Raw genomic sequence first — 24,196 nt, 5'->3', positions numbered from 1 at the left:
CTGTATAGGTTACTATTTGTGACACTTCTAGCATATCTTTCCTCTCAAAATTACACCTTGAAGTAACAGAACATAAAAATGTCACTTGCGTATGCAAGTGACAAATAAGGGCTCTTTAATATATACCCGTTATCTTTCAAGTTGCCTCTTTGTTGGCTGCACTCACTCACCCCGGTCACATCGTTATCTATGCTCCCGGGGATTCGCTCCCTTGCCGTCGCGATGCATCTTGAAATCTATAGGGTATAAATATCCACGAGCCATAATGCTGTGGATTGGAGACGATTTATTTATGTAATTGAATTAACAGATAAAAAATCGATAAAAATAATTATTTTTTATTTTTAACTTTTATTTATCGGTATTTGAGTGATTACTGTTCGATGAATGGTTTTTTTAATTTTAAAAAGTTTAAAGCTCCAACAGTGTGATGTTTATCACGTATTAACTTATACGTTACGTTAGTCAGTAGTCAGGTCGCCTCATTCAAGAATGAGGGTTTGGATATTAAAGCCGCAAGTGAATACACAAGTAAGGCATTAGGCATGATACCTAAGGGCGGTAGCGTACCTAAAATTAAAATGATGTGTGTTCTAACCCGGTTATGAATTTAACTCTTCTTAAGGAAATCACAATGTCTACAACTGCCGATCAAATTGCTGTTCAATACCCTATTCCAACTTACCGTTTTGTCGTGACTGTTGGTGATGAGCAAATGTCTTTTCAAAGTGTATCGGGATTAGATATTAGCTATGACACCATTGAATATCGTGATGGCATTGGTAATTGGTTACAAATGCCCGGTCAGCGTCAGAGACCAACAATTACCTTGAAGCGCGGTATTTTTAAAGGGCAATCTAAATTGTACGATTGGATTAACTCTATTTCGCTTAATCAGATAGAAAAGAAAGATATTTCTATTAGCCTGACTGATGAAACAGGTTCAAATTTGCTGATTACCTGGAATATTGCTAATGCTTTCCCAGAAAAACTGACGGCGCCTAGTTTTGATGCAACCAGTAATGAAGTTGCGGTACAGGAAATGAGCCTGAAAGCCGATCGGGTGACTGTTGAATTCCATTAATACGCTGTTTGCTGTCAGGAATAATCTGGCACGTTAATGTAGTGTTTTTTAAAGGCGAATATTATGACAACTTATGATTATCCGGGTGTTTATATTGAGGAAGATGCATCATTGGCGCTCTCTGTTCGTACAAGCGCCACGGCGGTCCCTGTTTTTGCTGTCAAAGATGAAAATTTGTTTAAGTCAGGAGATGGCTATTATCGTATTAATAGCTGGTTAGAATATCTGACATTAAGAAATAGACAATTTAATCCCAACGACAAACTTGATATCTCATTACGCGCCTATTTTATTAACGGCGGTGGATATTGTTATCTTGTTAAAACCGAAGAGTTAGTAAACCAAGTTCCGAAGCTGGATGATGTCACATTGCTGGTTGCTGCCGGAGAAGATATTAATACTGCCGTCGGGATGCTTTGTAAACCGGGCAAAGGATTATTTGCCATTTTTGATGGTCCACAAGCTGATATCACCGAAGTGACTAAAGTTACCAAACAAGATGGTACCACCGATATAAAAAAACCCGATCCAGATAAAGTACTCAAACCTTATACCGCCACTGCTTATGGCGCAGTTTATTATCCTTGGCTGACCACTGAGTGGGGAGAAAAAGATAACGAAGGGAAAAGAGCTAGCGTTGATATTCCACCCAGTGCAGTGATGGCGGGTATTTATGCCAGTGTCGATAACAACCGAGGTGTTTGGCAAGCGCCGGCTAACGTCGCTATTCAAGGTGGATTACAACCTAAATATCCGGTGACTGATGACCTACAAGGAAAATATAACCAGGGCAAAGCACTGAATATGATCCGCGGTTTCCCTAAGAGCGGCACATTGGTTTGGGGAGCTCGCACGCTTGAGGACAGTGATAATTGGCGTTATATCCCAGTTCGCCGCCTGTTTAATAGTGCGGAGCGAGATATTAAAAATGCGATGAGTTTTGCGGTGTTTGAACCTAATAGCCAGCCCACTTGGGAAGTTGTGCGTCGAGCTATTGATAATTATCTCTATTCTCTCTGGCAACAAGGCGGATTGGTGGGAAATAAAGCCGAGCAAGCTTATTTTGTTCAAATAGGTAAAGGTATCACTATGACTGATGACGATATTAAACAGGGCAAAATGATCGTCAAAGTGGGTATGGCGGCGGTTCGTCCTGCCGAGTTTATTATCTTGCAGTTTACGCAGAATGTCGCACAATAATTGGAGGTAATATGCCAATAGCACCAACTTATCCGGGCGTCTATATTGAAGAAGATGCATCACTGGCGCTTTCTATCAGCCAAGGGAGCACGGCAATTCCTGTTTTTATTGGCCGCTTCTCACCTAAGAAAACTAGCGTAACGCCACAAGTGGCACGGGTTAGTAGTTGGTTGGATTTCACTGACCAGTTTCATGCGGGTTGTGTTACGTCAATAGCTATTAAATCAACCCCCCCGCCTGCCGCTAAAAAATCTAAAAAAGTTGAGAAAGTTGAAGGTGATATATCAGCCGAAAATAAAGCTACGAAAGAAAATGTAGAGGTTAATAGCGATACAAATGAAACAAATGGAGAAGAAAAAAAGGCTGATTACACTTACGAGGTGACAGTATCTAATTACACGATAAGCAGTGATGCGTTAAAACTTTATTTCCAAAATGGCGGTGGACCTTGTTATATATTACCAATTGCTGATTTAGAAAATACTGAAACTCTGAGCTTAATTCCCGAATTAATTGAGCAGGCTTTAGAAATTACCTTGATTGTCTGCCCTGAACAAGATTCTGATTATCAGAGCAAGATATATAACAGCTTGACATCTTCATTATTGGATAAGGGCTATTTCCTTATCGCTGATAACCAGGATAAAACAACCGCCATCAGTGTTAATGTGCCTTCACAAACTGCAACGTATTATCCGGCGGTGAAAGTCTCACAGCTTATGCAAACGGAAGAGAGCCTTATCGCTGTTTCAGGTTATAAGGATGCACAAGCAAGCAATGTTACCAATCTGGCGGAACTTAAAGAGAAAAACCTTGATGTCTACCAGCAATCTATTTATGCAATACAAAACATAAATAGATGGATTCCCGCCAGTGCAGTAATGGCCGGTGTCTATTGCGCCACTGACGCCAGCCGTGGCGTCTGGAAAGCGCCGGCTAATATTGTTCTGAGCGGCATTAGTGATGTCGAAGAACGGCTCACCGAAGATGAGCAAGGTACCATGAATCAAAAAGGTATCAATGCTATCCGTTATTTCAATAATCGAGGATTCGTCGTGTGGGGTACACGTACCCTGAAAGATGATGACAACTGGCGCTACATTCCGGTACGGCGTCTATTTAATGCAGCAGAACGAGATATCAAACAGGCAATGCGATTTGCCGTCTTTGAACCCAATAGCCAACCGACTTGGGAGCGAGTACGGTCAGCCATTGACAACTATCTTCATCAACTCTGGCAACAAGGGGCGCTGGTTGGCAGTAACCCCCAAGAAGCCTATTTTGTGCAGATTGGTCAAGGTATCACCATGTCCGAGAGCGATATTAAGCAAGGCAAAATGGTCGTCAAGGTTGGGATGGCGGCGGTCCGTCCGGCTGAATTTATTATCCTGCGATTTTCGCAAAAAGTAGCACAGTAACCGTACTGGGGCGCGGTTTGCCGCGCCTGTCCTGTAGAGGAAATGATAATGGAAATAACACAGTCGGGCGTGACAATTGAGGAGAACCTGATATCCCAGAAGCCGGATGAGGCATTTATTGGCGCACCGGTTTTTATCGGTCATATTCCCAAAAGTTCGGGCAATAAAACCAGTTCGGGCAGCAAAACCACAGTCAAATTAAACAGCCTGACCGACTTTACCCTAAAATTTCGTGAGTCAGGATTAATGTACTACTCCGTGCGCCACTTTTTTGACAATGGCGGTCAACAAGCCTATGTATTGCCGCTGGCCCCTGATGAACCACTGAATGATTTTCAATCATTGGTCGCCGCACTGCAACAGGATTGGCTTAAGCAGGCTATTGCTGCGGAGAGTGCTATCACGCTGATTGTTGCCCCTGATATTGTCCGCTTTAATCAGATGGGGGAGTCTGGTGCTGACATAGATCTTTGGTTGCAATTTTGGCAGTCGATACTCGATCTGTGTAAAAGCCGACGTGGCATCATGGGATTGCTGGATGCCCCGGATGATCCGGTACTGGCCGCTAAATGTTTAGAGCAGTTTTCCTCAAGTGATCGGCAATGGGGCGCAGTATATTGGCCGGGGCTGAAAACCACATACCAAGAAAATGGTAAACATATTATCCTTTCGCCTACCGCGGCGGTGGCGGCGGTTATCCAGCGCAATGATAATCAGCAAGGTGTCTGGACCGCGCCAGCCAACGTAGCTTTAGCTAAGGTGGTCAGCCCAGTACGATCCTTTATTGAAGCTGATGCGCTCTTTAATCAGAAGGGCGCTTCGTTGAATCTGGTTCGTAGCTTCCCCGGTAAGGGAATTAGAGTTTGGGGATGCCGAACTCTGGACAACATTCCCGGCTCTCCCTGGCGTTATATCCAAACTCGCCGCTTGGTCTCCTATATTGAAGCTCATATGACCCGATTAGGCCGGGCTTTTGTTTTCGAACCCAACAACGCTATCACCTGGATGAAACTTAAGGGCCAAACTTACAACTGGTTGCATCAATTATGGTTAAAAGGTGGATTATTAGGTACTCAGGAGGAGCGAGCGTTTGACATATTACTCGGTGTTAATGAATCAATGAGCGAAGCGGATCTGCGGGCCGGGAGAATGGTCATGAAAATCAAACTGGCTCTGTTAATTCCGGCGGAATTTATTGAACTGAGTTTGATGTTTGATACGCGTACCGGGACAACGGGATTAAATTAAACAGGGGCAAACTATGCATAATCTATACACCCCGTCAGTATCACACCGTTTTATCGCCAGTTTTCTGTTTAACAATATTCCCAGTCCACTTGATATTGCCTTTCAGCGCATATCGGGACTCAGCCGCGAACTGCAAACCACCCAACACAGCCAGGGCGGGGAAAACGCCAGAAATGTTTGGCTGGCCGAGAAGATCCAGCACGGTAGTTTAGTGTTGGAACGCGGAGTGATGACGGTTACGCCGCTGACTTTGATATTTGATCGTGTCTTGCGTGGAGAAAAAGCGGTTTATGCTGATGTGGTCATTATGTTGCTGAATGAAAATTTTTTACCGGCGGCAAGTTGGACGGTGAGTAACGCGTTACCGGTTCGTTGGTCTACCGGTGACTTTGATGCTAATAGCAATGCCATTTTGGTCAATTCTTTGGAATTACGTTATCAGGATATGCGTTGGTTAGGAGTGAAAGTATGACTGTAGAAATTAAGGAACTGATTATTCAGGCCAAAGTTACCGATTCTGCCAGTGATTTATCATCCCCGCGAACATTAGCTCAAGAAGCGCTGGATGACGCTCGCCTGATTGAAAGGATTAAACGGGAGGTGTTAGAGGCATTACGTGAAACGGGAGGCCATTATGAGCTTAATTGAACGTAGCTTGTCCAAACTCACGCTGACCGCTTTTAAAGATCGGGAAGGTAAAATTTTGGTGGGTAGTTTACCGGTGATGTATAACCCTGATGCGATCCAGTTCAATTATCAAGCCAATTATAAAAACGATGAAAGTATTACCCATACCCACCAAAGTAACCACTATGTGTCGTCTCAACCTGCGGGCTTGTCATTAGATCTATTATTTGACGCATCAATGCCCGGCAACAATACGCCGATCGAAACCCAACTGGCGACGTTGAAAACCCTCTGTGCCGTTGATGCCGGTACCAAAGTTCCTCATTTTCTTAAAATCAAATGGGGCAAAATGCGTTGGGAAAACAAAGGTTATTTTGCTTGCCGGGCCAGCGGCCTCGGTATTCATTACACCTTGTTTGACCGGGATGCCATGCCGTTACGGGCAATAGCTACCTTATCGCTGGCGGCGGATGAGAGCTTTGTTATTCAGGCCGCTGAGCAACAATTAAAATCGCCGCCGGCTACTGCGGTTAGCGTAACTGATATGCTCTCTCTGCCATTGATTGCGCTGGGTGCTGGCGCTGCTTTGGCGGGCGGTATCGATTATCTTTCGCTGGCTTGGCAAAACGATTTGGATAATCTTGATGATTTCACGCCGGGACAAACGCTACAAGCGCGGAGGGAAGCATGAAGATACCCCCGATCGTGATTAAGATAGGCGACAAAACGCTCAATCAGTTTACGGTTATCAGTTTGTCAGTAAATTATCCTATCAATGGCATTCCTTCGGCTAACGTCACGTTAGGTATTATTGGCGACACCAGCCATATTTTCGATGCCAAGGCGCAGGCTGAGTTGGCAAGTTGTCGCCCGAATCATGAACTTATTGTGCAGATGCAAAAAAATGTGTTGTTCAAAGGGATCATCGTTCGGCAGACACTGGGGCTTAAAGGTCAGGACAGTCTAATGATTCTGACGGCGAAACATCCACTGCAAAAATTAACGCATAATTTCCACTCGCAGCTATTCAGTAAACAGAGCGATGAGGCGATTATCAAGAAGCTATTCAGCCAAGCTGGTGTGCCTGTCACAATAAAACAAGCGCCTCAACTTAAAACAGTGCATGAGCAAATGGTGCAGTTTCGTTGCAATGATTGGACATTCTTAAAAAGCCGACTGAGTGCTACAAATACCTGGCTGCTCCCCGGCCATGATGCGGTTAAATTGGTAACGCCGGAATCACTTAATCGGTCAACCGTACACACCATTTACCAGCGTGGTAACCATCAGAGCGTTGTGCTGTTTGAAGCTAATCTGCAATGGGATAATCAGCGCAGTCCCAAAACGGTCAGTGTGCAGTCTTGGGACATTAATCAACAAAAGTTGTCTCAGGCGATTCAGGTAAAAAGTAGCGGGTTTGGTCATGGTCAACTTGCTACGGACATGCTGAAACCGTTGACCGATCAAGAGTGGCAATGGATTTTCAGCTACCCGTTGGATAATGAACAAACCAGGCAGTTTACTCAAAGCATCATAGGCAACCGGCGAAACCATAATATATCCGGCAATTTTGAGGTTGCAGGCGATGATCGCTATCAGCCGGGGGATGTTTTGGCGTTAACTGGCTTTGGGCCGGGAATGGATGGTCAGGCGATTATCACCGGCGTCAGTCAGACCATCAACCAACGGCAGGGTTGGCGTACCCGGTTAACTTTAGGCATGCAATCAGACGTAGAACAGGTTATCCCTCAGGTTAAAGAGCTGCATGTCGGGATCGTAGAAAAATACCAACAGGATAGCCAATCGTTAGGCCGTATTCCGGTCAAAATACCGGCCTTAAACTTAACCAATAGCACTCTTTTTGCCCGCTTAGGTAAACCTTACGCCAGTCATGAGAGTGGATTCTGCTTCTATCCAGAACCGGGGGATGAGGTGATTATTGGTTTCTTTGAATGTGATCCCCGTTTCCCGGTGATATTAGGCGCCATGCATAATCCTAAAAACAGATCACCGTTAGAACCCAGTGAAAAAAATCTGGTAAAAACGTTAGTGATTAAGCAGGGAGAAAATCAACAAGCATTAATCTTCGATAATAAAGACAATACGCTCGCATTTAATAGTGGAAAAAATACCTTATCTTTGCAACAGGATAAAGATATCACCATTAATTCCGCTAAAAATCTCATTACTCATGCGCAGGAAATTAATATTCAGGCCGAAAAATCCCTATCAGCCGCTGGAAAATCTGGGGTTGATATTAAAGGGGCGAAAATTAATTTAACACAATAATAGGTTAAATAAGATGGCAGATAAAATATTAACCGATATTTATGGTCGGGGCTGGGCATTTCCGCCGCAATTTTCTTCTCAGGAGGGAGTCATAATGGCAGAAGGGGCAGAACATGTTCGCCAGAGTATGAAAATTCTTTTTCTGACTGAACCCGGCGAGCGGATTATGCGTGAAGATTATGGTTGTGGTCTCAATGATTATATGTTTGAAAATATCAGTGATGAATTGATGGCTGGCATTCAAACACGTATTGAAGAGAGAATATTACGTTATGAACCCCGCGCAGAAATGACTGAAATTAAAGTGAGTCAGAAAACCGATTTACCGAATACCTTACATATTCAGGTGAATTATGCCTTGAGAGGCAGTGAAATTATCCAGCAAATCGAAGGTATTCTTGAGATTGGAGAAGGTCCGATAGAGGTGTCTTATGGGCAAACAACTGGTGGTTGATGGCGACACGTTGCTATTCGAGCCCTTATTCGGTAACCGACAGGTCACCATTCTGGGGCCGGCAATCATCCGGGGGAGCGGACATGCCAAGATCCAAGGCAAAAAGATGGTCATCGTGGGTGATGAAAAAAATATACAGCTTCAAGCGCAGTATATTACGCCTAGCCATCCAATACCCGGCATGGGTATGGTTACCATTGCTCAATTGGATGCCAGCCAGCAAGTAAACTTTTGCCGTAGCATTGCCACGGTAATTATTGTTGGACAGCAATTTATTGCCCGTTTTACCCCATCACAGCCAGCAAATAATCCATCGAGCGGCCCGGATATAACCGCACCCAGTATGGGTAAAGGCCGATTTATTGCCAGTCAATATGCGGTTAGCGCCGGATAAATAACGTTTCAATTTATCTGTAAATAACAATGGCTTCCTGAAAATATATTAAAATTATTTTCAAATAACAGGTGGTATAAATATGGGACAGACCGAATTAGAAAATAAACTTGCCGCTATGGTATCGGATACGGATTTTAAACTTGATGAAAGAAGTACGCTGGATATATTAAATTGGATGCAGGAGTACGCTAAAAAAATTCCTTTTGGTCAGGAAAAAGAGGAATTCTGGCATAATTTCTACTTTATTCAGGAAAACAACCCGCAACAATTAGCGGATATTTACCAAGATGCGAGTAAAGCCAATGGCCTTTTGCCTGCACATCAGGCTTTTTTATTGGCTTTTTTTAAACTGTTAGAAACCACTAAAATATTATTCAATACCTTTCCGGCGCGACATCGCGATCTTTATTATCGAGAATTATTGGGCTTAACGCCGAGAAATGCCCAAGCGGATCGGGTAGCGATAGGTATTACCTTGAATGGGGATAATGCAGAATATCTTGTTCCTCAAGGAACCTACTTTGATGCAGGACATGATAGTGCTGGCAATCCATTACAATATGTGTCCGAATCGAATGTATTGGCAAATCAAGGAGAATTGACTGACCTGTGTTGGTATCGAAAAGAGGGTGATGGTTGGAAATCGGCAATACCACTGAACCTTGCAGATAATATTGTGTTGCCTGAAAACGGTATTCGGCTTTTTAGCCCAACACCTAATGATGTTCCGGTTTTGTCTGGCTACTTAATTGTTTCGTCTTTATTTACGATGTCAGCAGGAGATCGCACGATTAAAGTTACATTAACAAGCAAGTGGACAGGTAAATCTGAGCACATCACGGCTAATATTAGTGCAGAAAATTGCTGGTCTTCCTTGAAGGTAAAGCTTGTCAATGAAACAACGCTTGAACTCGGATTGTCCGCCAGTGGTGCGCCAATTACTCCTCCTGATGTCTTGGATAATATGACGTTTGATGTACCGGTATTAAAGCTAGGCACTATTCAAGGTCCTGTTCTGCCTGAGATTAAAGACATCGAAATCAGCATTAATGACAACCGTAGTGTGTACTATGCCTCTGATGGCGGTATCGACCGAACGGATGCATCCAGCTTTCCCTTTGGTCAATCACCGTCGCTAGGCTCTGGATTTCATCTGATTGCTCCTGAATGGTATGGCACTGAAAATGCAACACTGACTGTAACCCCTCAATGGGTTGGCTTGCCTCAACAAAACCTTTCAAAATGGTATGGAGGATATGAGACCAAGCCCGATAATAGTGCATTTAAAGTACAAGGCTATTTAGTCACGCCCCAAAAGAGAGAAAAGCTTAATGAAGAGCAATCATTATTCAGTGGAGAGGAAAAACCACAAGGGCAAAGCTTAAAATTTACCTTACCGGCAATGAATTACCCTGTTGCAGACAGCCCATCGCCCAATGACTGGCCTGCGTCAGTGCGTATAGAACTGGCCGAGCAGGATTTTATGCATAGCCAATATTGGCAAGATCCTACCGGTAAGAACTTACCCTATACCCCGCAAATCAGTGCGTTGCAGATTCAATTCAGCGTTAAAGCTAAATCTGAGCAATTTACTGTTTACCCTCTGACGCCTTTTGGCCGGGGTGAGGCGGCGGCAGAGACGCCAGAATTCACCGATGGGGCATTTTATTTAGGTTTTACGGGAGTGTTGCCGGGGCAAACTTTATCTCTCTATTGGCAACTAGAAGGGGTTAAAGCACTCGATTTATCCTGGTTTTACCTCGATAAGCGCAATACCTGGCGTAAATTGGATAAATTAGTTGATGATCAAACCGGTAACCTGTTCGACCGGGGTATCTGGCGCACTTTATTGCCGCAAGAGGCTTCAAATCAGGCCGCCCTGATGCCGACGGGGCGGTACTGGCTGAAAGCCGAGATAGTTGGAAAGATTGATCTCCAAGATTGCCCAAGAATTAAAGGCTTACTATATAACGCCGCCACCGCCGCCTTAGCTAACGCAGAAGCGGTTGAGCAGGCTCACTTTATCAACGGATTGGCCGCTAACAGCATAAAACAACCGGTAAACACTATTGCTGCAATCAGCGGCGTCACGCAACCTTGGGCTTCCTGGAACGGTCATCCGCAAGAGACTGAGCAAGCCTTCTTAAAACGAATTCCTGTCCGGTTATCTCATCGTAACCGAGTGTTGAGTTGGGGCAACATGGTCACCTTACTAAAAGATCATTTTATTAGCCTACTTGATGTCAGACACCATTCAGGCAGTAAATTAACCACCATTCCGGCGCCGGAAAAGCAACAACTGATAATCATTCCAGACAACCGTTACAAGGATAATGATGATGCATTGCGCCCAAAACTGAACCCGGCGCGATTGGCAGAGATGGTTGCATGGTTAAGTCAATTAAGTAGCCCTTGGGCAACCATTGAAATCAACAATCCTACTTATGTTGACGTTAAAGTGGATTATCAAGTGGCCTTTATCTCTGGCGTTAATTCTGATTATGGTCATCATCAGCTACAACAACAATTAAACCGAACATATATGCCGTGGGCAGAGAATCCGGCTATCGGCGTGACAATGGGTAACCACATTGATTACTACCAGCTATTAGCCGCCATCCAACAATTTCCTCTGGTAGAACGCGTCACCAATTTAAGCATAGCCATCGCTAACCGAGTTACGGGTACCGTGGGTGCAAGTATTGAAGCTAATGATAATGAAGTGTTGATTTTAGTCTGGTCAGATAAACATTCCTCAAATAAGGAGTTAATACATGCGTCATCAGGATGCTCTGTTTCCCATCGTTAAAGACGATATTGCCTTTGATACCTTACTTGCTCAGGCTAAGGCTGTTATTGAGCAACAGTCCGGTCAATGTTGGAGTGATATGAGTGAGAATGATCCCGGCATTACCTTATTAGAAGCTTGTTGTTATGGCGTCTCAGATTTAGCTTACCGTCATTCGTTGCCGCTTTTGGATCTTCTTACGCCGAGAAAAGAGGAACAGACACCCGGCGACGGTATTTTTCCCCAAGAGTTTGGCCCGCAACAGATGCTGACTTGTGGTCCAATTACGTTGGCGGATTATCGTCGGGCGTTGCTGGATTTGCATAGTGATGACACGGTTGGTGGTTACTTTTTATTTAATGATGTACTGCTGATATGCGAACCTAAAGATCAACGCTATACATACTGGTATAGCAAAAAGAAGCGTGAATACAGTTTTACTCAAACCCCAGATTCAGATAGCAAACAGTTAACATTAAGAGGAAATTATTGGCTTTATTTACTCCCAGGCCGGGAAACTCAGATCGATAATAAGCTGGCGCAGGAGAAACTTAACGCTTTCCTGAAAGATAACCGTAATTTGGGAGAATGGGTGAGTCGGGTTATTTGGTTAAACCCGGTTGATTTGCCATTGAAGATGGATATTCAGCTTGATAATGACGTTAAAGATATCGCTGACGTAATTGCTCGAATTTATATGACAGCAGAACAAACAGTACTGGAAAAGCCGTTACGTTATACCACCCAAGCAATGAAAGAAATGGGTTACAGTAATGAAGAAATTTTTGATGGGCCTTATTTGCATCACGGCTGGATACCTAACTTACCGCCAATAAAAGATTATAACTGCGCTATGGAATTAAATTTGAGCCATTTAGTTAACCGATTATTGGCGATTAAAGGCGTTCAAAGTATAATCCGGCTGGAATTAGATAAGAATAAATATGATGCTAGCATTATTTCTCCGTTACCGGGCGATAATTGGTCTTGGAAAATAGCTAAAGGATATTATCCCAGATTATGGGGTGAAGATCCCTTAGCATTGATTACCTCATCAAACAGCCCATTGACTATTATTGCCAAAGGTGGCGTGAAAGTGACGGTTTCTAGCGAAGAGATCAAGAAAAAGCTTATTACAGAATCGCTAATTAATATACAACCAGAATTATTGGACTGGGGTAAACATCGTAAAGTGCGAGATTATTACCCGGTAAGCAATAAATTACCCGCTTGCTATGGATTGCAGACTAATAAACATACCTTACAACAAATACAGTTACACCAATTTATGCTGCCTTTTGAACAGATATTAGCGAATGGCTGTGCAGAACTTGCTTTATTGCCGAAACTATTGGCGTTTAAACAACGAGGAAATGCGGTATACGGTGTACAATGGCCTTTTAAGGTTAATACAGTGAGCCAGAACGTTCATCAGGAGATAATGCCTGACTTAATTAAGAAACTGAATGATGATGTGCAAGTTGATAACGATGATGGCATCAATGAACGAAATTATGCAAAAGAGCTGGTTATTCTTGAATATCTGTTAAGCTATTTTGGCGCTCATCGAGCAGCCAGACCGCTTATTCTCAATCGACGGGATTTTCTATCCACTCAGCGCGGTTACTTGGCTCAACAACCAGAGCTGGCCTATCATCGTAATAATATTCGGATTGATAAAGTATCGGCGCTGCAAAAACGGATTGCCGCCCGGTTAGGTTTGGGAAGAAAATATTTTAGTGAACCGCCTGATTTGGTTGATCTGCCTTTCTATTTAATTGAGCATCGTCGGCTGTTGCCAGTGAAACCTGACGAGGCATTCAACAGTGAACAAACACCTGATAATCTGGAAATTAAAAATCATCCTGATGCTAAAAACCATTATTTAATTATTACTCAGCAAAATGCGGCAGGGCGGTTATTACATGGTCAGATGATTAATTTAATGATTAAAGGTGAGAACGGATTCACGTTGCGCGGCCAGGTGATCACTGAAATTACAGAAAAATCATTTTGTCTTGATACTCATAATAGTGTTGCTCTGGAATACAATTTGGACAGAGTGCAACAGGCATTCATCGACAAAAGACTCGTTTGGCAAAATAGCCCGGTGTGGTTGGAAGATATGGATTATCAACTGGTTTATGCCGATGAAACAGACAAAATAGATGACAAAGATGAACGCTGGATCACGTCCAGCCCCCAAAGTCCCTTTCCAGCTATGATCAAAGAAGGTGATGAAATCACGCTAAAATATAAAATTACCCCTTATGAACCAGTCAAAAAAATATCAGCTAATATGAATTCTACATCTGATTATATACTTAAAGCTGTGGTAAAAGAATTCGATCGGATTGAAGGTAAAATATTAATTAAACGGGATAAAGATACCAAAGTTGCTTTTCCGAAAAAGGAAAATGCATGGCGTTATCGTTGGTATTTCTCTGGTGCAGAATATGCGCATACTGATCGTTTTTCATTTGTCGTCAGTGTAGTCATTAATCGTCAGTTAATTGAAAATAACAAAGTTGATCCTAAGAAACTGGAATCGTGGGTGAAAACTGAGATTTTAGCTGAATTCCCGGCTCATGTTTCCATGATTATTCATTGGTTGCCCTCAGATCATTTTAAGAATTTTGCCAGCACCTATAAGCATTGGCAAAATAATGGCGCTGCTTTAGGGGATGAAGCATACCATATTCTAGAAATGCTAACTTTAGGACGTCTGCCTTCTGCATTAACGGGTACGGGAAATATGCGAATCGCCACTAAAGAGCAGAGAACTGAGGTGATTGGTGAATCTGAAACAGAATGGCATTATAAATTCATTGAGAGTAATCAGTTGCTATATATACCAAAAATTCAAGAGGATATTAATCGCAATAAAGAGAATTAATATTGTATTACAATAAGAGATATTTATTGCACTATTAAATTCATGGTTTTTAATTATTACTATTTCATTATACATTCATGATTTTAGGATATTAGCAATAGAATAGATAAGGTGATAAAAATGGAAAAGAAGAACGATTTATCAAATTCAGCGATTAGTCCAGAAAATACCGATAATAAAGCAGCAAGTCCTTCAGTGGATGATTTAAAAAAACGTTTTAAAGCAGGCAGCATTCCATTGCAAACTGATTATGAACAATTGATTGATATGGCTGATATTGGCCGCAAAGCAGCCGGGCAAGCACCGCAACAAAAGGGACCTGGAGTAGGATTGGAGCTAGATGGTAATGGTACGCTTAATTTAAAAATAGGTACTATCGCTAATAAAGACTATTCTCCATTAATATTAAAAGATGATATTTTATCTGTAGATCTTGGTAGTGGTCTGATTAATAAAGACAACGGAATATGTGTTGGTCAAGGTAATGGTATTGTTGTAAATGTAGATAATATCTCTGTCAAGGCCGCTAATGGTATTACTGTTGATGGCAGTGGTGTTTCAGTTAAATCTGGTAATGGTATTTCTGTTAGTGGAAATGGAGTAGAAGTTAAAGCTAAGAATAATGGCAGTATTTCCGTTGATTCAGAAGGTATAGCTGTTAAATGTTGGGACGGGGGCGGTATTGTGGTAACTGATAATACTGGCCTTTATTTGAAATTAGAGGGAGGAAATACAAACAATGCCTGGAGCGGTGTCAGTGGTTTAAGTCTGAGTAAAAGTGGTGTAAAAGTTAAAGCGGGTAATGGTATTAAAGTTGATGATAAAGGTGTCAGTATTGATCCTAACAAAGTACTCCCCAGAGGAATGATTGTGATGTTTTCTGGCAGTAGTGTTCCTGAAGGATGGGCATTGTGTGATGGTAAAAATGATACGCCAAATTTGATCGATAGATTTATTTTGGGTGGGAATTTTGATGGTGTTAAAGGGCAGAGTAATACTACAGTTTCAGGACCTAAAGATGGTAAATCATTTAAATTTAATTCTGATGAGGCTACACTAAATATCAACGGCAGAACAGATGGGAGATCGTTATCTATTGGTCAAATACCTAATCATGATCATCTTAGTGGGATAATTATTGATACAGATATAATGGCTCAATATAAAGCTTATAAGATCACTTCAGACAAGAGGGCGGTAGCCTCTTCAAATAATACCAATAATAGATATCTCTATTACTCAACAGGCATGACCACATCTAAAGGTGTTGTAAACGGAAACAGTCCAGAGACACACAATCATGAGATTGATGTAAAAAATACAGGAAAACATTCCCATAGTAATAGAATAACAGTTCCTTATTATATTCTTGCTTTTATTATGAAGCTTTAATATTTATGAGGAAATTAAAAATTTAAATTATCCATTAATCGTAAAGAGAATACTACTTATGACTTCGAGGCAAAATTTATTAAGTAGAGTTTCCATTAATATTGAAACTAATAATCAACAGATAGCTAAAAAAATATTATATGATTCTCTGCTTAATCAAGTCAGTGTGAATAAATTACTTAATTTATACTTTAATAAACATGCGATTAGTCAGGATATCTATTTGGATAAATTAAATCTGAATCTTGGTGAAATTAATTTTCGTAACTTTAATGTATTGTTTCCTATTCGGCTTAATGCTGCGCTAAATAAGGCTTTGAATCAATATCATGAAAATAATAAGGAAAAAATCATTACGGAAAATTCAATAATATTCAAAAATACAGGTAAGTCCTCTTTATTACAGAGTCATTATCTATCCGATATCGAGGGGTTTATCCAGTATTTATATCAAACAGATATTAAATTAAATCCTGAAAAAATAATAGTAGAGAATAAGCATATTGATGTTAATATCAAATCTTTAATTAATCAATTAATGCAGATGGGAAAAAATTTAACATTATTATTAGCAAGAAGTTGTTTATCTGAACACAGTTTGCAGCGTCTTTTAGCTGTCAGTCAACCAAATTTATTAACCGCGATTAATCACAAATTATCGGAGGATATAGATGGATATCAGCATCAAGGAAAGGTAGCTGCTCCTTGGCAATTGGTTTTAAATGCCTTGGGATATATACAGCGACATAATACTCAGGAAATACCTAAGCCAAATATGAAAGTGATATCCTATATCATAGCTGAATTTGATAGCAGTATGCTTGATATTGTACCTATTATTACTTTATTTCGCCAAAATATTGTAGCTGAAAATGATTTATTAAATGCATGGTTGAAGCTAATTTGGCAAATAGAATTGATTCCAAAACTGTGTAAGAAACATCTCTCTGTTCAGGAATATAAAAGTTTAACCAATCGTTTTGGCTGTGAAATCCAGACTCTTAGAGAACAATCTTTACAACAAACAGCTTCGGTTAACTCAATGATTACTGAGCTATTACAGAAATTATCTACAGAGCATAGGCAAGATTTATCACTATTAAGTCAGCATCAACTTTCATTGATAATCACAGCGATTCAAAAAGGAGAAATAAAAATAGAAAATATTCTCCAGTTATTACAACATCCGGCGTTATATAATCAAACAGGTACTGCTTGGTTAGCGCCACTGTGGCAATTGGGTTCTGTTTCACAACTCTGTAAGAGATATCTCTCTGCTGAGCAGTATAATAAACTGTCACAACGTTTTATAACAAATAATTTGACACCAGATAATTTGCACGTCAAAGACAATAATCGTAGTCAATCTCGGGATATTAACAGGCCACACTCTGTATCGGGTTTATCTTCTCCATATCAGGTAAGTAATGCTGGAATATTAATTCTATGGCCGATGTTACCCACATTATTTAATCAATTAGGTTTACTTGAGGAAAAAGAATTTATTCATCACCAAGCTCAATTTAGGGCGGTTGATTTCCTGGATTATCTTATTTGGGGGAATGAAGAGGGGCAGGTAGAAAGAAAAACACTCAATAAAGTTCTGTGTGGATTAATGATTGATGAAGAGACGCAATTAATCCCTGTTGAGGTAGAAGAACAGCGGATAATAGAACAATGGTTGGATGCGATTATCGTTCAACTTCCGGGCTGGAAAAAACTGAGCTGTAATGATGTCCGCCAACTGTTTTTACAACGACCGGGTGAATTGCTGATAGATGAACAGGAAATCAAAATTACGCTACAACATCAGCCATTTGACCTGTTATTGGCCGACTGGCCGTGGCCGTTAAATATCGTCAAACTTCCTTGGCTAAATCGTCCTTTACAAGTTGACTGGCAAAATATTTAACAGGTTTATATAAAATGAACTCTTTACTTAAAAATAACCACTATGTGATGGCTGAATTACACTGGATTTATCCCCATCTGGAACGTATCGATCTGCTATTACAGCGCTACTATTATCAAAAGAGGGAAAGGTACGATTCATTACCGGAGAGTTTTTTACTTGATGAAAATAAAATAGAGGAATATCTGATACAACCGCAAGGCTTTCCTCATTGGCTATTTGAGGCGAGTGATATTGTTGGTCATCCGAAAACCGAAAAATATTTTGTTTCTGATGCATTGTCTCTATTAGTTGAGCGTTTTGAACTCACGGAATTTGAGTGCGATGTCTTATTACTTGGTTTATTACCCCATTTTGACAGCCGTTATCATGCGTTATTTGCTGTTTTGCACGGTAATAGTAAAAAACAGTGGCCTAGTTTTGCTTTAGCAATTGAATTATTTAGTCAACGTCAAAATGATTGGCAATTACTGCAAAACAGTTTTTTACCGCAAACACCGTTAATCAATAACCAATTATTACGGCTTAATAACCACGAAGAACCTATTTGGTTACAAACGCAATTTTTAACCCACAGTGCCGTCTGGCATTTTTTATCAGGACAACAGGTAATTTTACCGCCCCTAATAACTTGTGCTTATTGGCATTCTCCTGTTTCGCACCTTTGGTATCCACCAACTCTTTATCATTCACTTGAAAAGATATTATTGAATGAAACTGATGAGGTTCGCCCGCTGGCGATACTTAGAGGAAAACAGGGCAATGCCAGAGAATTAGCGGTCAGTAATATTATGGCGTTTCACAGCATCAGCACTTTAACCCTGGATGTAGCTCGATTACTAACGGAAGAGGATTTAACTATAATAGCTAATTTGCTGGCAGATGCCGTGAGAGAAGCGCGATTACATAATGCTTGTTTATTAATTCGTAATTTTTCTTTACTTGTAGATGAAAAGAAAATATTGGATAACCTATTATCCGTTTTGCTAAATCAACCAAAGTTACGGGTAGTTTGTTTAGTAGAACCGGGAGATGCATTAGTATGGATTAAACATCTGCCAATGGTGCAAATAGAGATGCCGGTAGCTACACGGGTGGATAAAGAATCTATGTTGAAAGCATATTTACCGGATAATGTCGTTCAGAGAATTAATATTATTCAATTGTGTCAGCGTTTCTCATTTACCGCAGAGACCTTGCCGTTAATTCTTAAAGAAGCTTATCAATATCAAATATTACGACAACCGGGAGGTCAATTAGAGGAAATAGATTTACGGAAAGCATTAAGTTTCCGCGCTCAACAAAATTTAGGTAAATTGGCTCGCAGGATAACACCAAAACGTAATTTTAATGATTTAGTGGTTTCTGATGCATTAGCCCAACAATTGAAAGAGGTTATTGCGGCGATTAATTACCGTGACCAGATTTTGGATGCGGGCTTTCAGGAAAAAATAGGCTACGGTAGCGGTATTAGCGCACTGTTTTACGGTGAATCGGGGACGGGTAAAACGATGGCCGCAGAAGTGATTGCCGGGCATCTTGGTGTTGATTTGATTAAAGTCGATCTTTCTACGGTGGTGAATAAATATATTGGTGAAACGGAAAAAAATATTGCCCGCATTTTTGATTTGGCTGAGATGGATTCCGGAGTGCTATTTTTTGATGAAGCTGATGCATTGTTTGGCAAGCGCAGTGAAACCAAAGATGCTCAGGACAGACATGCCAATATTGAAGTTTCTTATTTATTACAACGGCTGGAAGATTATCCGGGATTAGTGATTTTAGCCACTAATAATCGTAGCCATCTGGATAGCGCTTTTAATCGTCGTTTTACCTTTATTACCCATTTTACTTATCCTGATGAGGAGCTACGTAAAAAAATGTGGCGAGTAATTTGGCCTGAACACCTGAAATTATCCGATAAAATTGATTTTGCACATTTGGCTAAACGAGCTGATTTGACTGGGGCTAATATCAGGAATATTGCCTTATTGGCATCCATATTAGCGGCAGATAATAATAGTGAAGAAATTGAGAATCAACATATAGAGCGAGCAATTATTCTTGAATTAAATAAGAGTGGCAGACTAATTTTTTAAATTTGGAGTCGATATGAAACATATCATTGAACCTAATAATGCTATTGTGGAAGTTAATAATGCATTAAAAGATATTCTATCTCAACATTTAAATAATGTTGATATTCGTTTTGATTTACCTGAAATAAATTCAATTCCATCGAAGCCAACAATAAGTGTATTTCTCTATGATGTACATGAAGATTTGCAATTACGCTCTGCTGAACCAAAGCGTTACAATCCTGTGACTAATTTATTGTTACCGGGATGGGTAAATATTAATTATAATTATTTAATTACTTACTGGCATCCAAATAAGCCATCAGTTGATGGCAGTAGCCCCGATAGTCAGCCGGATAATCAGGCGGCAAAAATAATGACATCTGTTTTGAACGCGTTGATTAATCATCGTCAATTACCCAAAATTCCTGGTGCTTACACTAAGGTAATTCCACCACAGGAAAATTTAAATAGCTTGGGTAATTTTTGGCAGGCTCTCGGCAATCGTCCTCGACTTTCTTTATTATATTCAGTTACCGCACCAGTAGAACTTCAAGATATTAAAAATACAATAGAGTCAGTTATGGAGATTTCTCACTCTGTGAATCAAAAGTTGAATCCTACTAGCTCACAAATAAGCCAGGCTTTGTTAGAGAAATTATGTACTGATTTAAGTGGTACAGAAGATGTGCGTTTGGCGCTTGCTAAAGTGAATCTAACAACTAAACCGGTTGTAACGGTCGCAGGTAGTAATGATAAGCAAGAAAATGAAAAAATTATTCTTGAGGTTTCGGGTATGACTTTTTCAATCTATTTTTCTAAAATAAAAGAAATCCTTTCAGCATGGGTAAAGAGTCAGGATGTGGTTGTTGAGATAAATGGTATAGGTATTATTGTGGTTAAAGAAAATTCTGATGCATTAATTGGAGTGAAAAAACCATCATCTAATTGATTATCAATAATAAAACGACACGTTAGAGAAAATAATGCTATTTTTATTGATGGTTTTATGTAAAAACATCTTGTTGTGTGTGATATTTTAATCTATATATTACTTACTTATAACTTCTAGGTAATAATATTATGCCAATCAGCGACCTTGCGGAAAAGTCTGAAACTCGCAGTAAAAAAGGTAGAACATCTGAAAACATAACAACGGGTGATCATCTTGAAATTGCGCCTTCAATTTGCTTGTCTGAATCTAAGAATATATCAAAACCAAAACAGCGTAATATAAGTTCTGTAAAGTTGATAGATGATATTATTGCACTACATAATGACCCTAAAGGGAATAAGTTACTTTGGAATGATAATTGGCAAGATAAAGTCGTTGACCGGGATTTAGCGGCTATATTTAAGGCGATTGATGAAATTGTTGCTGAATTAGGGGGTATTGAAATCTATCAAGAAATGGTTGGGGTAAACCCTTATGATCCGACTGAACCCGTTTGTGGTTTATCCGCCCAAAATATATTTAAATTAATGACTGAGAGGGAACATGCTGTTGATCCAGTAAAAGCGATCCAGACAGGAAAAATAGATGGCAATGAATTTGCTGAAAGAATTGATCAGCTCAGTAGTACAAAAAATTATGTTGCATTGGTTAATGATCGTCGACTCGGGCATATGTTTTTAATTGATATCCCATCCAACGTTCAGGAAACAGTGGGATATATCTATCAATCAGATTTAGGAGAGGGCGCATTACCTCCCCTTAAAATAGCAGATTGGTTAAATGCTAGAGGAAAAGATCCCGTTAGCCTTAATAAGTTAAAGAAATTATTCAGTCGTGAGTTTAATCTATTATCTGAAAATGAAAAGAAAACGTTAATTTCAGAGACGCTTGATATACATAAAGATGTATCTAGTATTAAGTTAGATAGAATTAAGCGAGATGAAGGTGTGGATGTTTATTTAACCGAATACGATATTAATGATTTTTTTGGAAATATTGAAGCATTAAAATCTAAACTTGATAATTATGATAGAAAATTTGATAAGCTAGAATGAATTGTATTATTTAAATATTTATATTAGGATTAAAAGATAATAATCTTAGGTAAATATAAATTTCAAATGTAATAAATTTAACCAGTACAGAGAGCCTATTAATGTTAAAACATGCTAATTCTCAAACAACACCTGCACAGCGTACTAGAAGTAGTGCTATAAATAATGCTATGCAATCGCCATTATCAAGTTCTTCTGGTGGACATCTTGAACTTTCAAATAATGAGAGTGAACCTTTGGAAGGCTATAAGAGCAGGCGAACCAAAGGGTTGAAACAATTTCTTGCGGATAGAAGCTTGAATAAAGGATATATTTCCCCATTGATGAATAGAGGGTTATTGGTGGGGAATGAAGAGGCGCCAATTAATGTGCCCGTTGTAGCCCATCGTTATGACAGTAAGCGGGAACTTGCACAGGCAGTGCCTTTGAGAAATAACGCTCCCCGTCAGGAAAATCCTTTTCATGATGTTGTGATGGGATTTGGTGGTGATCAAGTGACATCATCAGAATCGGGTTCAGGAACGATAGGCGTACATTGGGGGAAAAATACGTTAGATCCCAATATTACCGGTATTAATGTGGTGAATGGCGCATCAGGAACTGTGGGAATAAGAATTGCTTTGAAGGATATTCAACATGGGCGCCCGGTTATTGTGACGTCTGGAGGATTGAGTGGTTGTACTATGATATATGCCGTGAAAGATGGTTATTTTTTTGCTTATCATACAGGACAGAGGCCGGGTGATGATGAATGGAAAACAGGTCGGCAGGGGGTTGTTACGACTTATGAGAGCCATAAAGCGCTTTCGCCGGACAGCGAGCCGATGGCGGTTGAAGAACAGAATAACGATTTGGTGGATATATTTGCAAAGTATGATCAGAGTGTCATTACCTATATGGGCAAACCGGGCGTTGTGATTGATAATACGGCAGAAAATGTTGGCGTTTTTAACTATGACGAAAAGAAGCCTGAAAAACTTGCTATTAGAGCTGGCTATAGTTATGCGCTGCTGGCTAGGGATGATAAAGGAAAGATGAATGTCAAAGTATTGTCGGAGGATGCTACGGTTTCACCCGGCAAGAAAGGCAATACTATTGAGGTGATTAATTCACTCAAAAAACGGTTGTTATAATATGGTAGGTTTGTTTAATAGCCTGCTTATTGATAATTAGCGCTCTCATTTATCCAGCAATATTTTTTACTATCTGATTTGTCAGAAATTGGTTGATTTATTTTGTAGATCGAAAAAAAACATGGCAATGTTGTTTGATATAAAATAGTTATGTTAAAAGTAATTGAGGGTGTTTTTAGTTAAATCCTAATAAGTTAAATGTCAGTTTTTCATAATGATAATATTAGGTATCACTAGTTTAGCCATTATAGAGATGTTAAAAATGTTCAAGAATGATATTCGCGAAAGAGCAGTTAAATTTGGTAAAAGCAAAAATTCGGATGAAGGGTTGTTTGATGCATTACATTTGGAACTACCTAATATAAAATCAGTTATGTCAGCTTATAAGAAACAGCTTCCTGAATTTGATGATTTTAGTAGAAAAACGCAATTAATTCTCGACTCCTCGAATGCGTTTGGGAAGTTGAAATTTGCAGAACAGGGTAAATTCTCTCAACTGGGTTTAAAAGAGGGGGGTGTCTCTGGCGGAAGTTTTATTTATTCAAAAAAATCTTTGCAAGATTTCGCTGCTCATGCAGGATATGTACATGATGGTCATTATGGCGATGAATTTGTCAATCTTAAGGATAATAATAGAAATTTAGCAGATGAAAGATTATTTCCGGGAATTAGCTTGATTAAACGTCCGAAAGTATCAATAGTAAAAGATAAAGGAAAATGGGAAATACAACAAAGTGACGTGGCCGAAGCTTATAAGATCACCGATATTGAAGCCTTTATTGCGGGAATAAGAGAGATGTATGGGAAGGCAAATCCCTTGCATCCAGTAATAGAATCTTTGATTAGAAATCATCTTATTAATAATCACTATATATTACCGACGATGGCAGGTATTGCTGGTCTGCATGCAGAGGTACAGGCATTGAATAATTTATTGATTGTAGAAGATAGAAGGGCAGGCAAAGCTGTTGGAAGTCGGAAAATAGGGGAATATATGCGAGACATGTTGAAATCATCTATTTTTACTCAGCGATTGACAACCAAACAAGCGGGAGATGATTTTGCAGCTTGTCACAACTGCTCGGGGATATTGTCATCGCCAGTGAATGTTATTACCGGCAAAGTAGAAAGTGCAGGAAGTAATTTTTCATCAACATTATCTCGATATAAAACATCACAAGAATCACCAATATAAAAGAATATCCTTTTTATGCCTGAGCATTTCGAGGCTCAGGCATTTTACTTACTTTTTTATGCGAAGATCAGCTTA

At 40.0% G+C, this 24,196-nt stretch carries 19 protein-coding genes; all 19 read left to right on the top strand.

The window, feature by feature from the left end:
- Window positions 1-634: 634 nt before the first annotated feature.
- A complete protein-coding gene (locus tag V2H77_RS22115) occupies window positions 635-1,084 on the top strand; it encodes a phage tail protein (RefSeq protein ID WP_049581382.1) in 450 nt (149 codons plus the stop codon).
- A 63-nt stretch (window positions 1,085-1,147) separates the two neighbouring features.
- Complete coding sequence (locus tag V2H77_RS22110; protein ID WP_341500498.1) at window positions 1,148-2,284, top strand: phage tail sheath family protein; 1,137 nt, start codon at window positions 1,148-1,150, stop codon at window positions 2,282-2,284.
- Between the two features lie 11 nt (window positions 2,285-2,295).
- Entirely contained in the window at window positions 2,296-3,702 is a 1,407-nt protein-coding gene (locus V2H77_RS22105) for a phage tail sheath family protein (protein WP_341500497.1), read from the top strand.
- Between the two features lie 48 nt (window positions 3,703-3,750).
- Window positions 3,751-4,950: a phage tail sheath family protein gene (locus V2H77_RS22100; RefSeq protein ID WP_341500496.1), complete on the top strand. Its 1,200-nt coding sequence runs from the start codon at window positions 3,751-3,753 to the stop codon at window positions 4,948-4,950.
- A 13-nt stretch (window positions 4,951-4,963) separates the two neighbouring features.
- Window positions 4,964-5,422 carry a phage tail protein gene (locus V2H77_RS22095; protein WP_341500495.1) on the top strand — a complete coding sequence of 153 codons (459 nt, stop codon included), beginning with the start codon at window positions 4,964-4,966 and terminating at the stop codon, window positions 5,420-5,422.
- Window positions 5,419-5,598, top strand: a complete 180-nt coding sequence (locus V2H77_RS22090; RefSeq protein WP_341500494.1) for a DUF5908 family protein — start codon at window positions 5,419-5,421, stop codon at window positions 5,596-5,598. Before V2H77_RS22095 ends, V2H77_RS22090 begins: the two co-directional genes overlap by 4 nt.
- Window positions 5,585-6,268 carry a CIS tube protein gene (locus V2H77_RS22085; protein ID WP_341500493.1) on the top strand — a complete coding sequence of 228 codons (684 nt, stop codon included), beginning with the start codon at window positions 5,585-5,587 and terminating at the stop codon, window positions 6,266-6,268. Before V2H77_RS22090 ends, V2H77_RS22085 begins: the two co-directional genes overlap by 14 nt.
- The gene (locus tag V2H77_RS22080; protein WP_341500492.1) at window positions 6,265-7,866 is read left to right on the top strand and encodes a phage baseplate assembly protein V; all 1,602 of its coding nucleotides are present in this window, start codon (window positions 6,265-6,267) and stop codon (window positions 7,864-7,866) included. The genes V2H77_RS22085 and V2H77_RS22080 overlap by 4 nt, the downstream gene beginning before the upstream one ends.
- Window positions 7,867-7,879: 13 nt before the next feature.
- Window positions 7,880-8,320, top strand: a complete 441-nt coding sequence (locus tag V2H77_RS22075; protein ID WP_341500491.1) for a GPW/gp25 family protein — start codon at window positions 7,880-7,882, stop codon at window positions 8,318-8,320.
- Window positions 8,298-8,714: a hypothetical protein gene (locus V2H77_RS22070; RefSeq protein WP_341500490.1), complete on the top strand. Its 417-nt coding sequence runs from the start codon at window positions 8,298-8,300 to the stop codon at window positions 8,712-8,714. The genes V2H77_RS22075 and V2H77_RS22070 overlap by 23 nt, the downstream gene beginning before the upstream one ends.
- Window positions 8,715-8,796: 82 nt before the next feature.
- Window positions 8,797-11,526: a hypothetical protein gene (locus tag V2H77_RS22065; protein WP_341500489.1), complete on the top strand. Its 2,730-nt coding sequence runs from the start codon at window positions 8,797-8,799 to the stop codon at window positions 11,524-11,526.
- Window positions 11,492-14,401, top strand: a complete 2,910-nt coding sequence (locus V2H77_RS22060; RefSeq protein ID WP_341500488.1) for a hypothetical protein — start codon at window positions 11,492-11,494, stop codon at window positions 14,399-14,401. Before V2H77_RS22065 ends, V2H77_RS22060 begins: the two co-directional genes overlap by 35 nt.
- 120 nt (window positions 14,402-14,521) lie before the next feature.
- On the top strand, window positions 14,522-15,793 hold the full coding sequence (locus V2H77_RS22055) for a tail fiber protein (protein ID WP_341500487.1): 1,272 nt from the start codon (window positions 14,522-14,524) through the stop codon (window positions 15,791-15,793).
- A 58-nt stretch (window positions 15,794-15,851) separates the two neighbouring features.
- A complete protein-coding gene (locus V2H77_RS22050) occupies window positions 15,852-17,705 on the top strand; it encodes a contractile injection system tape measure protein (RefSeq protein ID WP_341500486.1) in 1,854 nt (617 codons plus the stop codon).
- A gap of 14 nt (window positions 17,706-17,719) precedes the next feature.
- Window positions 17,720-19,804, top strand: a complete 2,085-nt coding sequence (locus tag V2H77_RS22045; RefSeq protein ID WP_341500485.1) for an ATP-binding protein — start codon at window positions 17,720-17,722, stop codon at window positions 19,802-19,804.
- A gap of 13 nt (window positions 19,805-19,817) precedes the next feature.
- Window positions 19,818-20,735, top strand: a complete 918-nt coding sequence (locus V2H77_RS22040; protein WP_341500484.1) for a DUF4255 domain-containing protein — start codon at window positions 19,818-19,820, stop codon at window positions 20,733-20,735.
- A gap of 131 nt (window positions 20,736-20,866) precedes the next feature.
- Entirely contained in the window at window positions 20,867-21,793 is a 927-nt protein-coding gene (locus V2H77_RS22035; RefSeq protein WP_341500483.1) for a cycle-inhibiting factor, read from the top strand.
- A 101-nt stretch (window positions 21,794-21,894) separates the two neighbouring features.
- The gene (locus V2H77_RS22030) at window positions 21,895-22,926 is read left to right on the top strand and encodes a cytotoxic necrotizing factor Rho-activating domain-containing protein (protein WP_341500482.1); all 1,032 of its coding nucleotides are present in this window, start codon (window positions 21,895-21,897) and stop codon (window positions 22,924-22,926) included.
- Between the two features lie 262 nt (window positions 22,927-23,188).
- Window positions 23,189-24,121, top strand: a complete 933-nt coding sequence (locus V2H77_RS22025) for a YwqJ-related putative deaminase (RefSeq protein ID WP_341500481.1) — start codon at window positions 23,189-23,191, stop codon at window positions 24,119-24,121.
- Window positions 24,122-24,196 lie beyond the last annotated feature (75 nt).

It is taken from the genome of Photorhabdus sp. P32 (assembly GCF_038085095.1).
Classification (GTDB): domain Bacteria; phylum Pseudomonadota; class Gammaproteobacteria; order Enterobacterales; family Enterobacteriaceae; genus Photorhabdus; species Photorhabdus luminescens.
Note: the sequence above shows the minus strand (reverse complement) of the source record. Positions and strands in the feature narration are given on the sequence as shown.

Coding starts and splice junctions, on each gene's coding strand:
- V2H77_RS22045 (WP_341500485.1), top strand. CDS start 17,720: ATGAACTCTTTACTTAAAAATAACCACTATGTGATGGCTGAATTACAC.
- V2H77_RS22025 (WP_341500481.1), top strand. CDS start 23,189: ATGTTCAAGAATGATATTCGCGAAAGAGCAGTTAAATTTGGTAAAAGC.
- V2H77_RS22100 (WP_341500496.1), top strand. CDS start 3,751: ATGGAAATAACACAGTCGGGCGTGACAATTGAGGAGAACCTGATATCC.
- V2H77_RS22065 (WP_341500489.1), top strand. CDS start 8,797: ATGGGACAGACCGAATTAGAAAATAAACTTGCCGCTATGGTATCGGAT.
- V2H77_RS22085 (WP_341500493.1), top strand. CDS start 5,585: ATGAGCTTAATTGAACGTAGCTTGTCCAAACTCACGCTGACCGCTTTT.
- V2H77_RS22095 (WP_341500495.1), top strand. CDS start 4,964: ATGCATAATCTATACACCCCGTCAGTATCACACCGTTTTATCGCCAGT.
- V2H77_RS22105 (WP_341500497.1), top strand. CDS start 2,296: ATGCCAATAGCACCAACTTATCCGGGCGTCTATATTGAAGAAGATGCA.
- V2H77_RS22035 (WP_341500483.1), top strand. CDS start 20,867: ATGCCAATCAGCGACCTTGCGGAAAAGTCTGAAACTCGCAGTAAAAAA.
- V2H77_RS22115 (WP_049581382.1), top strand. CDS start 635: ATGTCTACAACTGCCGATCAAATTGCTGTTCAATACCCTATTCCAACT.
- V2H77_RS22030 (WP_341500482.1), top strand. CDS start 21,895: ATGTTAAAACATGCTAATTCTCAAACAACACCTGCACAGCGTACTAGA.
- V2H77_RS22040 (WP_341500484.1), top strand. CDS start 19,818: ATGAAACATATCATTGAACCTAATAATGCTATTGTGGAAGTTAATAAT.
- V2H77_RS22080 (WP_341500492.1), top strand. CDS start 6,265: ATGAAGATACCCCCGATCGTGATTAAGATAGGCGACAAAACGCTCAAT.
- V2H77_RS22075 (WP_341500491.1), top strand. CDS start 7,880: ATGGCAGATAAAATATTAACCGATATTTATGGTCGGGGCTGGGCATTT.
- V2H77_RS22050 (WP_341500486.1), top strand. CDS start 15,852: ATGACTTCGAGGCAAAATTTATTAAGTAGAGTTTCCATTAATATTGAA.
- V2H77_RS22060 (WP_341500488.1), top strand. CDS start 11,492: ATGCGTCATCAGGATGCTCTGTTTCCCATCGTTAAAGACGATATTGCC.
- V2H77_RS22090 (WP_341500494.1), top strand. CDS start 5,419: ATGACTGTAGAAATTAAGGAACTGATTATTCAGGCCAAAGTTACCGAT.
- V2H77_RS22070 (WP_341500490.1), top strand. CDS start 8,298: ATGGGCAAACAACTGGTGGTTGATGGCGACACGTTGCTATTCGAGCCC.
- V2H77_RS22055 (WP_341500487.1), top strand. CDS start 14,522: ATGGAAAAGAAGAACGATTTATCAAATTCAGCGATTAGTCCAGAAAAT.
- V2H77_RS22110 (WP_341500498.1), top strand. CDS start 1,148: ATGACAACTTATGATTATCCGGGTGTTTATATTGAGGAAGATGCATCA.